Raw genomic sequence first — 13,574 nt, 5'->3', positions numbered from 1 at the left:
AGGATCGTCCGGCTCCGGTCCGCACCCGGTCGAAGGCGAAGCGCGAGCCGCTCCGCGAGCATCTTCCCCGCCAGGAGGTCGTGCACGAGCCGGCCGATGGTGGTGCCTGCACCTGCCCGGCCTGCGGTGGCGGGATGGCGAAGCTCGGCGAGGACGTGACCGAGGTGCTGGACTACATCCCCGGCCGCTTCCAGGTGATCCGTCACGTCCGGCCGAAGTATGCCTGCAAGGCGTGTGATGCGATCACCAAGGCCCCGGCGCCGGCGATGCCGACCCCGCGTGGTCGCGCGACCCCGGCGACGCTCGCCCATCTCCTGGTCTCGAAGTACTGCGATCACCTGCCGCTCTGCCGGCAGAGCGAGATCTACGCCCGGGATGGCGTCGACCTCGACCGCTCGACCCTGAGCGACTGGGTCGGCCAGTCAACCTGGCTCCTTCGGCCGATCGTCGAGGGGATCAGGCGGCACGTCTTCGCGGCCGAGAAGATGCGCGGCGACGACACGACGGTGCCGGTCCTGGCGCCGGGGCTGGGACGGACGAAGACCGGCCGGCTCTGGGTCTATGTCCGCGACGATCGACCATTCTGCGGCACGGCACCGCCGGCGGCCGCCTACTTCTACAGCCCGGACCGGGCCGGCGAGCATCCGGCGAAGCATCTGGTTGGCTTCACCGGCTTCCTCCAGGCCGACGCCTATGCCGGGTTCGAGGCACTCTATGCACCACGCCAGACCAAGGTGGGTCCGGCCGCCAATGCCGGGATCATTGAGGTGGCGTGGTGGGCGCACTGTCGGCGGAAGTTCCACGACTGCTGGGTCGCCAAGCAGTCCGCCGTCGCCAAAGAAGCGATCGACCGCATCCGCGGCTTCTACGACATCGAGGACAAGGCCCGCTTCGCACCACCTGACGAGCGTCTGGCGCACCGAGCGAGGACGCGGCCGCTCGTCGACGCCTTCTTCGGCTGGGCTGGCGCGACCGTTCGGAAGCTCTCGGCCAAATCCGACCTGGCCGAGGCGTGCAACTACACGATCAAGCGGCGCGAGGCACTCTCGCGCTTCCTGGCCGACGTCAGGCTGGAGATCGACAATAACATCGCCGAGAATGCGCTCCGCGGTGTGGCGCTCGGCCGGAAGAACTACCTCTTCGCCGGCGCCGATAGCGGCGGGGACCGGACAGCGGCGATGTATACGATCGTAGAGACGGCGAAGATGAACGACCTCAACCCCGAGGCCTATCTCCGCGACACGCTCATGAAGATCGCCCAGGGCCACCCGATCAGCCGGATCGACGAGCTGATGCAATGGAAAGGAAGGTGATCACCATGGCGCGCCCAGCACAACAGCCTTCGTTCGGAGGGATGTTCGACAGCCAGCCGCAGTATCGGCTGTTCTTCGGGCTCTGGCCGGATGCCCTTGCCACCAAAAGCCTGACGCGTTTGATGGCACAGCTGTGTATCGACGGGACCATGCCGGGCAGACCCGTCGACGCGGACCGTTTGCACCTCACGCTTCATCATCTTGGAGACTTCGTCGATCAGATCCCGCCCAGTCTCATGCCGGCCGCACAGGCCGCCGCGTCAAACGTCAGAATGCCACCCTTCGAGATCGCCTTCGACCGCATCGGCGGCACGCGAGGGCAATTCCTACTGCGGGCCTCCGACAAGCTCACGGCGCTCAGAGACTTCAGACAGGCTCTCACCACCGCACTCATCAAGACAGGGCTCCGCCGCTACGTCGATCCGATATTCAACCCACACGTCACCCTCTCCTACGACTTCAGCGACGTTCCAGAAATGTCCATCGAGCCAATCGGCTGGATCGTGCGGGAGTTCTTTCTCATCGAAAGCCTCCTCGGAAAACACAAACACATCACACGGGGCGATTGGCCAGTCCAACCTTGAGCCAGACCCGTCAACGGCCTCGACCGGACGGTTACCCTGCGCGTCGAGATTCGTGGAGAGCTGGGGGCGATCCTGGCTTTGGCGGGGGCCGCCGCAAACGGCAAAGGCGCCGGGGACGCCGGCGCTTGAGCGAGCAAGTCAAGTTGGTTGCGGGGACGGGATTCGACCTTTACCGAACTTGCCTGAAATCGAACTTCCGCCAGGAAGCTTAAGAAGACCGCCATGCCCGCCAGCCGGTCATCCCGCCGAAGAAGGACCACAAGCAGCCCATCGACTATGATTACGTCGCCTACCGTAACCGCAATCGCGTCGAACGCATGTTCAACCGCCTCAAGCAGTTCCGCCGCATCGCCACGCGATACGACAAGGCCAGCCTGCCCTTCCTCAGCTTTCTCAATATCGCCGCAGCCAAGATCTGGTTACCAGATTTTGTCAGCAGGACACTAGCTCTAGCTCTTCGGGAAGACGACCAGACCGGACTTGTCGGCCACCGGCGCGCGGTTCGTCACCTTGCTGCCGCCGACATAGAGGCGCTGGAGCTTCGGCAGCGCCTTGATCGGCTCCAGATTCGTCACAGGCGTTTCCGACAGGTCGAGCACCTCCAGCGCGGAGAGCTCCTTCAGCGGCGCGACGTCCACCGCCTTCGTGCGCGACAGCGACAGCCGGGTCAGCGCCGTCATGCCCGACAGCGGCTCCAGCTTCGCCACCGGCGTGCCGGCCAGGTTCAGCGATTGTAGCGCCGTCATGCCCTTCAGGGCCGCGAGGTCGCTCACCGGCGTGCCGGTGAGCGTCAACCGCGTCAGCTTGGTCAGCCCCTTGATGGCATCGAGCTTCGTCACCGCAAGATGGGACAGGTCGAGATGGATCAGCGCTGGCAGCGCCTTGATCGGGCCGAGATCGGTCACCTTGGTGCCACCCACGAACAGGTCCTGCAGCGCCGTCATCCTGGCGACCGGGGCGAGGCTGGCCACCAGCGAGCCCGAGACGTCGAGCTGGACCAGCCCGGTCAGCCCCTTCAACGGCGACAGGTCGGCCAGCGGCGTGCGCCTGACATAGAGGCGCTGCAGGCCGGACAGCCCCTTCAGCGGCTCCAGGCTCACCACTTGGCTGTCGGCGACGCCGAGCCGCTGCAGCGATTTCAGCCCGGCCAGCGGCTCCAGCGAGACGATCGGCGTGCCCGCCGCGTAGAGCTCGGTCAGTGCCGTCAGCCCCTTCAGCGGCTCGAGATCCTCCACCGGCGAGCCGTTCAGATAGAGCTTCTGCAGCGTGGCGAGCCCGCGCAGTGCGTCCAGATCGGTCACCGGCGTCTGGGACAGGTCGAGCTCCACGAGCCCGGCCAGGTCCTTCAGCGCCGCGATGTCGGCCGTGCGGGTGCGCGAGAGGTCGAGCGTCACCACCCCCGCTGCCTTCAGCAGCGGCACCGCCTCGGCGAGCTTGCCGGGCTGGTAGGCGTGGGTCGCCTTCGCGCCGGTTCCGGCCGGCAGCTTCTCCACCAGCAGGCCGAGCGCGGCGAGCTTCGCCGCCGGGTCCGCCTCCTGCGCCAGCGCCGGCGCCGGGCGCAGCGCCAGGGCGGCGGGCACCGCGAGGCCCGGCAGCAGGGCCATCACCGCGACGAGTGCGCGAGCCTTGTGCAGGCTGAGTGGCGGCCTGCCGCCAGTGATTTGCAGTGTCACGTCGTCTTCCCCCAATGCGGCCGGTCCCGGACGGGCGCCGGTGCAACGACTGGCAGAAATCCTAGGCAATGTCTATAGAACCCCCGATCGCTGATGTATTTGTAGAACATTTGCACTGAAGAATCCCAACCGACGCTGGCTCCTACTTGCCAGCCGTACTGGTACGCCCCGGTCGGATCAGCCCATCATTACTTTGGCAGATATGCAGGGGAAAGGATCGGCGGCAATGCGGGCATCACATGGGAGGCGGTTGTTGGAGTTTGGCGATAATGGTGGTGTGGATCGCTGGAAGGCTCGGGCGGGGTGGCGGGCCGGCGAATCTTTTTTCCCGCTTCGCCTGTTTGAGGCGGGGTGATTGGCGTAACATGCAGCGCCAGCAAGTGCCCCAGCATATCGACGGCCAAGTGGACCTTCGATCCACGCCCGCGGCCTCTGCGGAGAGGCCGGCCGGCGAACTGCGAACTCGGACCACTTCGCACGCCGGCCTTTTGCCAGCCGCGACAACCAAGGATCAAATCAACCCCGGCCTCTTATTACGACTGAACGAGAAATGGGGTCAGGTCACAACCAGCGACCATTCGTCGTCGCTGACGTCAGATGGGTAGGACTTGCGGGGTGCACCGGCGAGCGAAGACATACAACTGCATTAGACCACAGCCTCGCAGAAGTACATAAGACCCTCTGGGCTGGGCACATCCGTGCCCTGCACTTATGCTGCAAATCCTCAAGAAGCGGCGCAAGCTAGCTTTCCAGCTCGGCTCTCCAGTGCTTTTCCATGGTCGGCCCTCTTCGCAGCCGACCGTCTATAAATCATGCCAAACCGCGCCGCAGGAATCCCAAAACCGCAACGCCACCCAGAATCTGCCGAAGTAGCGCTAATCCAGCGCGCCGGCTTTGGCGAACAGCGCATCGGTCTCGGCGGCGAGCACGCCGCCGAGCAGCGTGCCGTTGTAGCCGCGAGAAGCCTCGACCACCGCGCGGGCGGGAATATCGATGCCGTATTCGCCGCGGCCCCAATGCATCACGGTGGCAAGCGAGGAGGCGAACACCACGCCGCCGATGCCGGACCAGACCAGCGCGCTCATGCACATCGCACAGGGCTCCGCGGTAGTGTAGAGCACGACGTCGTCCCAGCCGGTGTTGCCGTTGCGCGCCACGTAGTCGTTGATGCAGGCGATCTCGCCGTGCAGCACCGGGTTGCCGCGGAAATTGTTCACGCCGTTGCCCAGCACGGTTTCGGTGCCAGCGCGGACGATGACGGCGCCGAAGGGGAAGCGCGGGTTCTTCATCGCCTCGGCGATGGCGAGGCGCATGCCGCGCTCGTGCGTCGCCATAGGGATGGCAGCGAATGCGGTGGCGGCGCGGGCTGGAGCGCTCGGGGTGGCGCCGGCCACGGCAGCGAGGCCGGCGAGGATCGTCCGGCGCCGCACTAAGTCGATCGAGGGATGGGTCGCGGTATCGGACGGGAGCGCCATTCGTGGTATCCTTGTGAGGCTGGTCAATTCTGGGGGTTCGGGGCAGGAAGGCAAGCACGGCCTGCTACCAGAAAAGGGTTGACCCGACCGGTCACGGGACGGTCATGAATTTCGTGTGCGGGAGGGAGTTGCACACGATCAGGCCACGGTCTGGGTGAAGCGCTGGCCGAAGAGGATGGCGAACTGTGCCTTGACCATGCCCCGTTCCCTGGCGGGCACGGTTCACTCCTTTTCGGCCCGGATCAAGACCAGGAACAGCAGCTTCAGCGCGGCCACGTCGGTCGGGAAATGTGCCCTGGTACGGACTGCCCGACGCAGCTTCGCGTTCAAGTGCCTCGATGGCGTTGGTCGTGTAGACCAGTCGGCGGACACAATCACGAAAGGCGTAGAACGGGATGACCTCGGGCCAGGCCCGCCGCCAGGCCTGGCCGATGGCGGGATATTTGCGGCCTCAGTCTCCGGCCTCGAAGGCCGCCAGGGCGGCTTCGGCGGCCGCACCTGCCAGGCGCCGATCTCATCGAGCACCACGTCGGTCACTGCGCTGACCAGGTCCGGCGAGACCTCGATGCCGTAGAGTTCGCGCAGGTGGCCGACGATCTCTCGCGTGCTCATCCCCCGCGCATACATCGAGATGATCTTGTCGTCGAAGCCCGGGAACCGGCGCTGGTACTTGGCGATCAGCTGCGGGTCGAAGGTCGATTGCCGGTCGCGGGGAATGTCCAGCGCCAGCTTGCCGGTATCGGTCAGCTGTAGAAGTCTTGATGTTATCTGACGGTCACCCGGATTGGTGGGGATGTAGGCCGGGGCGCGGAGCCCTTTTGAAGCGCAGCGCTCCGGCCGGTATCACCGGAGAAACCGCCATGACGATGACCGAACGCAAGGTGACCAAGGCCAAGATCGGCCTGCTGGAGCTGGCCGGGCAGCTGGGCAGCGTGACCCAGGCCTGTCGGATGATGGGCTACTCGCGCGACAGCTTCTATCGCTTCCGGGACCTCTACGAGAAGGGCGGCGACCTGGCGCTGGCGGAGATCACGCGCTCCAAGCCGAACTTGAAGAACCGCGCCGCGCCTGAGGTGGAGGCAGCGGTGGTGGCGATGGCCATCGACGAACCCGCCTGGGGCCAGGCCCGCGCCGCGAATGAGTTGAAGAAGCGTGGCACCGAGGTCTCCCCCTTCGGCGTCCGCTGCATTTGGCTGCGCCACGATCTCGAGACCAGGAAGAAGCGGCTCAAGGCGCTCGAGGCCAAGGTCGCCCAGGACGGCGGCGTGCTCACCGAATGCCAACTGGTCGCCCTGGAGAAGGCCAAGGCCGAGAGCTTCATGAAGACGTTGAAAGTCGAGGCCGTCTACCTGGCCGCCTACGAGACGTTCGAGGACGCCATCGCCGACCTTCCGCGCTTTATCAACGAGGTCTACAACGAAAAACGCCTCCATTCCGCATTAGGCTATATCCGCCCTGCGCAGTTCGAGGATCAACACGCCCGGCAGACGGTCAAAACGGCGGCTTGATACAGTCCACCGTCAGGGGCGCACTCCATCTCACGATCGACGATCATGGGGGGCACGCCCCCAACGGCGCCGCTTGTTAGGCCGGCCACCAAGGCCTATCCTCTTCACTCAATCAACGTCCCTGCGTTGGACTTGGACTCCCGACGAGCCGCTTTTGATCGACAGCTTTGCCGACGTCGCTCCTGAACCGAGTGGTTGCGTAACCCGAGGGAGGAGGACCTGATCGGACGAGCCGCAGCCTCCATCGACGTATGAGAGTGGTCTAGGGACGACTGCGCTGCGATGGCTTGTGCACACAAGACCGTCGAAGTCCCGCGGTCGTCCGCTCGCCAATCTCGATGATCGCCACCTGTGGCGACCGGAACGAAGGGAGAAGATCAATGTCGGAGCCGTCATCGCTCCCGAACCGGCGCGACCTCCTGGCTGCCTCGACTGCCTCGGCTGCCGCAGGTTGGTTGAATGTGCTTCCCGTGGGCGCGGCTAAAGCAGCCGAAGGCGACGCGATCCGTCCCTTCCGCGTCAACATTCCGGAAGAGGAACTCGTCGATCTCCGCGGCCGCATCGCGGCGACACGGTGGCCCGACCGCGAGACGGTCAATGACCAGTCGCAGGGCATACGGCTCGCGAAACTCCAGGAGTCGGTGCGCTTTTGGGAGACGGACTATGACTGGCGCAAAGCTGAGACCAAGCTCAACGCCCTGCCTCAATTCACAACAACGATCGATGACGTGGACATTCACTTCATCCACGTCCGCTGGCGTCATGTGAGCGCCATGCCGCTGATCATCACGCACGGTTGGCCGGCCTCGGTGCTCGAGCAGATCAAGCTCATCGGACCGCTGACCGAACCAACCGCGCACGGCGGGAAGGCCAAAGACGCGTTCGAGGTCGTCATCCCGTCGATGCCCGGCACGGTTCCAGCCGACGTTTCGAAGGCGCTCCAGGTCGGCGACCCGCCACCTTCCGGGCTCTCAGCCGAGGAGCGACGCGCGTATGAGCAGCTGGAAAAAGCCGTCAAGCAAGTCACCTACGCGAGGTTGACGGGAACGCGCCCGCAGACCTTATACGGAATTGCGGATTCACCCGTCGACCTCGCCGCCTGGCTCCTGGACCATAATGACGGTGATGGCCAACCCGCGGCGGCGGTATACTCCGCTCTCAACCGGACCACGAGCGCCACGGGCGAAGTAACGCGGGACGAGATTCTCGACAACATCACGCTCTATTGGCTGACGAACACGAGTGTCTCGGCGCCTCGTCTCTATTGGGAAAACAAGCTCAGCTATTTCGACGCCAAAGGTGTCTCCATCCCGGTTGCTATGAGCGTAATCCCTGGCGAACAATATCAGGCCCCGCGGAGCTCGACCGAGCGGGCCTACCCCAAGCTCATCTATTACAACCGAGCCGAAAAGGGCGGCCACTTCGCCGCGTGGGAGCAGCCGACGATTTTCGCTCAGGAATTGAGGGCGGCCTTCAGGTCGCTACGCGGAGCTAGGGGACGCGGACGGATTCCCTCCCCGCCCCCGCCGTCCGCACCCCTCGAATTTCACAGGTGTGTCGGCAGCGTTTCGTCGCCGCTTCACAGACGAGGAGAATGATCATGTCCGGGCCCTACTCGGTGATTGGCAAGCGCCAGTGCCTTGCGACCTCCGCATTGGTTGGAGCAATCGGAATCTTTGTTCCTGCGGCCGCCGCTCACACCGCAACGACTTCTCCCGCGCCAGGCGGCGCCGAGACCGTTGCGCAGGCGCCCGTCAGCTCGAGCCCCGGCGCGGCGATTGCCCAAGCTTCCGTGATCGGCGCGGCCGCAGCAGCGCCGACCGCGGACGACACGTCGATCCGCCCGTTCCGGATCCATGTGTCCGACGAGGCTCTCACGGACCTCCGCAGGCGGATCGCCGAGACAAAGTGGCCTAAGCGGGAAACGGTAACAGATGCATCGCAAGGCGTGCAGCTCGCGACGATGCGCGAACTCGCGCGCTATTGGCAGACAGACTACGACTGGCGCAAGGTCGAAGCGGAGTTGAACGCCTTGCCGCAATTCACGACAAATATCGACGGGCTGAACATTCATTTTATCCGCGTTCGTTCCAAACATGAGAATGCATTGCCGGTGATCATCACGCACGGGTGGCCCGGCTCGATCATCGAGCAGCTGAAGATCATCGACCCGCTGACGAATCCCACGGCACATGGCGAGAGTGCATCGGACGCTTTCGACGTCGTGATTCCGTCGCTGCCGGGCCACGGGTTTTCAGGGCAGCCCAGCACCACCGGTTGGGACCCTGTTCGCATAGCACGCGCCTGGGTCGTGCTGATGAAGCGCCTCGGATACACGCGATTTGTGGCGCAAGGCGGCGATTGGGGTGATGCAGTCTCGGAGCAGATGGCCCTGCAGGCACCTCCGGAATTGCTCGGCATTCACACCAACATGCCTGCCACTGTACCAGACGACGTTGCAAAGGCACTCCAATTCGGCGGCCCGCCGCCGTCTGGCCTCTCAGCCGACGAGAGGCATGCCTACGATCAGCTCGACTTTTTCTACAAGCACGGCGTGGCCTATGCCCAGGAGATGGGGAACCGCCCTCAGACGCTGTACGGGATCGAGGATTCGCCCGTCGGCCTCGCCGCTTGGATGCTCGACCACGACGCGCGCAGTTATGCGCTCATCGCACGCGTCTTTGACGGTCAACCTGAGGGTCTTACGCGAGACGACATCCTCGACAACATCACGCTCTACTGGCTGACGAACACGGCGGTTTCTTCGGCTCGTCTGTATTGGGAAAATAAGCTTGCCTTTTTTGCGCCGAAGCACATTGCCATCCCGGTTGCCGTCAGCGTCTTTCCCGACGAGATCTATGCAGCCCCGCGGAGTTGGGTAGAGAAAGCGTTTCCAAAACTCATTCATTACAACCGGCTCGACAAAGGCGGGCACTTTGCGGCCTGGGAGCAGCCGGAGCTCTTTGTCCTGGAGCTCAGGGCCGCGTTCAAACCGCTGCGCTGAAACCTTGGAAGCGGTCGGCGTCATTCGGGCGCCGTCCGCTTCCACCGATGAGCCGTCTCAAGGAGAATTGCCGTGATCAGAATATGTGTCCTTTCGTTGTCGCTGTCGCTGTCAGCCATGGTTGCCGCAGCTCACGCGGAAATGTCGGCGCAAAGCGGTGCGGAGACCTTTGCGCAGATGCCCGCGGCAACGAGCGTCCCGCCAAATGAGGACAAATCGATCCGGCCGTTCCGTATCCATGTGCCCGAAGCGGCGATAACCGACCTGCAACGCCGGATCCGTGAAACCCGCTGGCCCGACAAGGAGACCGTCGGTGATCGGTCGCAGGGTGGTCAATTGGCCAAGATGCAGGAGATCGTTAGGTACTGGGGCAGCGCCTACGACTGGCGCAAGGCGGAAGTGAAGTTGAATGCCTTGCCGCAATTCGTGACCACGATCGACGGCGTCGATATTCACTTCATTCACGTTCGTTCGAAGCATCCCAATGCGCTGCCGGTGGTCATCACCCATGGCTGGCCCGGCTCGGTGATCGAGCAGATCAAGACCATTGGTCCGCTCACCGATCCCACTGCGCACGGCGGGAGTGCCGAGGACGCGTTCAACGTCGTCATCCCATCGATGCCCGGCTACGGCTTCTCCGGCAAGCCGACGGGTACCGGTTGGGGCCCCGACCATATCGCCCAAGCCTGGGCAGAGCTGATGAAGCGCCTTGGCTACACCCGTTACGTGGCCCAGGGCGGTGACTGGGGGTCGCCCATCAGCGAAGCGATGGCGCTCCAGGCACCGGCAGGATTGCTCGGCATCCACATCAACTTGCCGGCAACGGTTCCGCCCGACGTGGCCGCTGTACTGGCCAGCGGAGGGCCGGCGCCGGCGGGACTTTCCGACAAGGAGCGCGCGGCGTTCGTCGCGCTCGACAATCTATATAAAAAGAAGAGAGCCTACGCCGCGATGATGGGCACGCGGCCGCAGACGATCGGCTATGCCTTGACGGATTCGCCTGCAGGGCTTGCGGCCTTCATCTATGACTATAATGACGGCGAGCCCGAGCGCTTGCTCAGCAAGGACGACGTGCTCGACGATATCTCGCTATACTGGCTGACGAACAGCGCGACCTCGGCAGCGCGGCTGTACTGGGAGAACGGCGGCCGGCCCATTGTTAACGCGGCCACGCAGAAGACCGACGAGATCTCGCTCCCGGTCGCCATCACGGTTTTCCCGGACGAGTATTATCAAGCTCCACAGACATGGGCCCGGCGCGCCTATCGCAACCTGATTTACTTCCACGAGGTCGACAAGGGCGGTCACTTTGCCGCGTGGGAGCAGCCGGAGCTCTTCAGTGCCGAGCTTCGAGAAGCGTTCCGATCGCTCCGCAAATCGATCTGAAGCGTTCGGCGCGCGCTGTGGGTGCCGGCTTCCGTGCAATTGCGGCAACATCGATCGGAATCCAGAAGGGTATTCATCAATGAGGACCAACAAGCTCTTGGCAGCTGCGGTACTCGCCACCGCGATCGGGACGCCGGCTGCAGGCTTTGGAGAAGACGTAAACATGCCACAGCCGCCAACATCCCCAGAGATACGGGTTCCGTTCCTTCACGGATTACCCACTGGCCCAATTTCTGGTGAACCCGTGTTGGCTTCTCTCGAGCGTGCGAACGAGTGGTCCAATTCGCCGCCCCTGACGGCGGCGGCTCTCCACGGAAGAGTCGTCCTCATCGATTTCTGGACCTACACCTGCATCAACTGGCTGCGCACACTTCCCTATGTCCGCGCCTGGGCCGAGAAATACAAGAATCAAGGACTAGTAGTAATCGGCGTCCATGCGCCAGAGTTCACATTCGAAAAAGACATCAACAATATTCGCTCAGCCGTGAAAGCGATGCAGGTCAATTATCCGGTCGCAGTGGATAATGAGCATGTCATATGGCGTGCTTTCAAGAATCAATATTGGCCGGCACTATATTTCATCGATGCGCAGGGGCGCGTTCGGTATCATCACTTCGGCGAAGGCGCGTACGAACAGTCGGAAATGATCATTCAAGAGTTGCTGGCAGAGACCGGAATCGGCGGGATCGATCGTGAACTCGTGTCGGTAGATGGCCGCGGTATCGAAGCGGCCGCCGATTGGAGCAGCCTGAAGTCTCCAGAAAATTATGTCGGGTTCGAACGAACCGAGAATTTTGCGTCGCCCGGCGGGGCGTTCCTGGATAAACCTCGCATGTATGAACTGCCCGCGCGATTGCGCCTGAATGAATGGGGGCTGTCTGGCGATTGGACGGTGCAGAAGGAAACCGCCGTGCTGAACAAAGCCAATGGAGGCATCGCGTATCGTTTCCATGCCCGCGATCTTCATCTCGTCATGGGCCCGGCAGTGCCGGGAACGTCCGTGAGATTTCGCGTGCTGATCGATGGACGGCCGCCAGGTGCGGCTCACGGAATTGACGTTGACGAACAAGGCTACGGCACAGTGACAAAACAGCGGCTGTACCAGCTGATCCGACAACCCAAGCCCATCGCCGATCGACAGTTCCAGATCGAGTTTCTTGCTCCGGGCGTAGAGGCATTTGCTTTCACGTTCGGCTGATCCGCCGCGCAATGATCAATTGTGGAGGCTGCCCAATGGATAAGATTGTGGAGGAAATCAACCAAGATCGACGCCGCTTCTTTGGCAGCGCCGCGATGGCGATCATCGCCACTCAGATCGGGATGATCGGTCCTGCAGCAGCACAAGGGGCGAGGACAACAATGCCTGCAATCAAGCCAGGAACAAACACGTCGTTCGGACCGCTGAAGCAGGTCAATGCGGGTGCACTGAATGTGGGTTACGCTGAGGCCGGTCCCACGAACGGGCCCGTTGTGGTTCTTCTGCACGGCTGGCCCTACGACATTCACAGCTTTGTCGATGTCGCGCCCATGCTCGCACAAGCGGGCTACCGCGTGATCGTCCCATATCTCCGTGGTTACGGCGCGACGCATTTCCTTTCAAGCGAAACCGCCCGGAACGGCCAGCCATCGGTGCTGGCGGTCGACACTATCGCCCTATTGGATGCTCTCAAGGTCGAAAGACCCCTCCTCGCGGGTTTTGACTGGGGAGCCCGAACCGCCAACATCATCGCGGCGCTCTGGCCGGAGCGCTGCAAGGCCATGGTCTCCGTCAGCGGCTATCTAATCGGCAGCCAGGAAGCCAGCAAGATGCCGTTGCCGCCGAAGGCCGAACTCGAGTGGTGGTATCAATTTTATTTTGCCACCGAACGCGGCCGAGCCGGCTATGACACATATCGGCGCGAATTTTCGAAGCTCATTTGGCAGCTAGCGTCACCGAAGTGGGCCTTCGATGACGCCACGTTTGATCGCACTGCAGCGTCCTTCGACAACCCGGATCACGTCGCGATCGTGGTTCACAATTACCGTTGGCGGCTCGGCCTGGCTCAAGGCGAGCCGAAATACGACGACCTGGAAGCGCGGCTGGCCGCATTCCCGGTTATCACGGTGCCGACCATCACGCTTGAAGGTGATGCCAACGGCGCACCACACGCGGAGCCCAGCTCGTACGCCAAGAAATTCGCGGGCAAGTATGAGCACAGGCTCATCAAGGGCGGGATCGGGCACAATCTGCCCCAGGAGGCTCCGCAGGCGTTTGCCGAGGCTGTCGTCGATATCGCCGCAAGTTGATCGGCGCAGCCGAGCCGCAGCTCGGCTACCGAAATTCAACCAAGCCAGGGAGATTCACGATGTGCGCGCGAACGGTTGCGAAGTTATCAATCAGGACCGGCGCCAGCATTTGAGCACCGCTGCGATGGGAATTGCAGCTGCGGGTGCCGCGGGCCTGTCTCCTGCGCATCTGTCAATCGGCGTGCAAAAGGGACCCCAGATCGGCGTCCAAAAGTGACCCCTCTTACGGTGCGCGTAGTTTGACGCTGTTCGCCGCTCCGGAGCCGTAGGTGGAGGAGCGGTGAGCAGCGTCGGCCGATCGCTGGTGGAGAGTTAGCCGGCAGGATCAGGCGCGGTTCTTGAACC

Annotated in this window: 8 protein-coding genes and 4 pseudogenes; 9 read left to right on the top strand and 3 right to left on the bottom strand. The window is 63.1% G+C overall.

Annotated elements, in window-relative coordinates; genetic code table 11:
- Positions 1-38: 38 nt before the first annotated feature.
- Together tnpC and OL599_RS22245 are read left to right on the top strand one after the other, a co-directional pair.
- A pseudogene (gene tnpC / locus OL599_RS22250) lies at positions 39-1,313 on the top strand (IS66 family transposase); the annotation flags it as partial.
- A 5-nt stretch (positions 1,314-1,318) separates the two neighbouring features.
- Positions 1,319-1,897 (top strand): 2'-5' RNA ligase family protein, encoded by a 579-nt coding sequence (locus OL599_RS22245; RefSeq protein ID WP_264716246.1) that lies wholly within the window; start codon positions 1,319-1,321, stop codon positions 1,895-1,897.
- A gap of 449 nt (positions 1,898-2,346) precedes the next feature.
- Here OL599_RS22245 and OL599_RS22235 read toward each other — a convergent pair whose 3' ends face one another.
- The 3 genes and pseudogenes from OL599_RS22235 to OL599_RS22225 form a co-directional block, all read right to left on the bottom strand.
- Positions 2,347-3,570, bottom strand: coding sequence for a leucine-rich repeat domain-containing protein (locus OL599_RS22235; protein WP_264716224.1), 1,224 nt, complete (start codon positions 3,568-3,570; stop codon positions 2,347-2,349).
- Between the two features lie 875 nt (positions 3,571-4,445).
- Entirely contained in the window at positions 4,446-5,045 is a 600-nt protein-coding gene (locus OL599_RS22230; RefSeq protein WP_264716222.1) for a nucleoside deaminase, read from the bottom strand.
- 138 nt (positions 5,046-5,183) lie between these two features.
- Positions 5,184-5,792, bottom strand: a pseudogene (locus OL599_RS22225) (transposase); the annotation flags it as partial.
- Between the two features lie 119 nt (positions 5,793-5,911).
- Here OL599_RS22225 and OL599_RS22220 point away from each other — a divergent pair.
- The 7 genes and pseudogenes from OL599_RS22220 to OL599_RS22195 all read left to right on the top strand — a co-directional run.
- Positions 5,912-6,356 (top strand): annotated as a pseudogene (locus tag OL599_RS22220) (helix-turn-helix domain-containing protein); the annotation flags it as partial.
- Positions 6,341-6,553: pseudogene (locus OL599_RS26190) on the top strand (IS3 family transposase); the annotation flags it as partial. The pseudogenes OL599_RS22220 and OL599_RS26190, both read left to right, overlap by 16 nt.
- 380 nt (positions 6,554-6,933) lie before the next feature.
- Positions 6,934-8,151 carry an epoxide hydrolase N-terminal domain-containing protein gene (locus OL599_RS22215; protein ID WP_264716220.1) on the top strand — a complete coding sequence of 406 codons (1,218 nt, stop codon included), beginning with the start codon at positions 6,934-6,936 and terminating at the stop codon, positions 8,149-8,151.
- 2 nt (positions 8,152-8,153) lie between these two features.
- Positions 8,154-9,557, top strand: a complete 1,404-nt coding sequence (locus tag OL599_RS22210; RefSeq protein WP_264716219.1) for an epoxide hydrolase family protein — start codon at positions 8,154-8,156, stop codon at positions 9,555-9,557.
- Positions 9,558-9,653: 96 nt separating this feature from the next.
- Positions 9,654-10,943, top strand: coding sequence for an epoxide hydrolase family protein (locus OL599_RS22205; protein WP_264716218.1), 1,290 nt, complete (start codon positions 9,654-9,656; stop codon positions 10,941-10,943).
- A 79-nt stretch (positions 10,944-11,022) separates the two neighbouring features.
- Entirely contained in the window at positions 11,023-12,141 is a 1,119-nt protein-coding gene (locus OL599_RS22200; RefSeq protein ID WP_264716217.1) for a thioredoxin family protein, read from the top strand.
- Between the two features lie 35 nt (positions 12,142-12,176).
- A complete protein-coding gene (locus OL599_RS22195) occupies positions 12,177-13,229 on the top strand; it encodes an alpha/beta fold hydrolase (protein ID WP_264716216.1) in 1,053 nt (350 codons plus the stop codon).
- The last annotated feature ends 345 nt before the right edge of the window (positions 13,230-13,574 follow it).

Origin of the sequence: Limobrevibacterium gyesilva (genome assembly GCF_025989185.1) — a bacterium.
Classification (GTDB): Bacteria; Pseudomonadota; Alphaproteobacteria; order Acetobacterales; family Acetobacteraceae; genus Limobrevibacterium; species Limobrevibacterium gyesilva.
The sequence above is the reverse complement of the archived record's forward strand: the minus strand, read 5'-3'. Positions and strand labels throughout refer to the sequence as shown.

Bases quoted from the DNA above. Each gene is read 5' to 3' on its own strand.
- OL599_RS22245 (WP_264716246.1), top strand. From the start codon at position 1,319: ATGGCGCGCCCAGCACAACAGCCTTCGTTCGGAGGGATGTTCGACAGC.
- OL599_RS22230 (WP_264716222.1), bottom strand. From the start codon at position 5,045: ATGGCGCTCCCGTCCGATACCGCGACCCATCCCTCGATCGACTTAGTG.
- OL599_RS22215 (WP_264716220.1), top strand. From the start codon at position 6,934: ATGTCGGAGCCGTCATCGCTCCCGAACCGGCGCGACCTCCTGGCTGCC.
- OL599_RS22210 (WP_264716219.1), top strand. From the start codon at position 8,154: ATGTCCGGGCCCTACTCGGTGATTGGCAAGCGCCAGTGCCTTGCGACC.
- OL599_RS22200 (WP_264716217.1), top strand. From the start codon at position 11,023: ATGAGGACCAACAAGCTCTTGGCAGCTGCGGTACTCGCCACCGCGATC.
- OL599_RS22195 (WP_264716216.1), top strand. From the start codon at position 12,177: ATGGATAAGATTGTGGAGGAAATCAACCAAGATCGACGCCGCTTCTTT.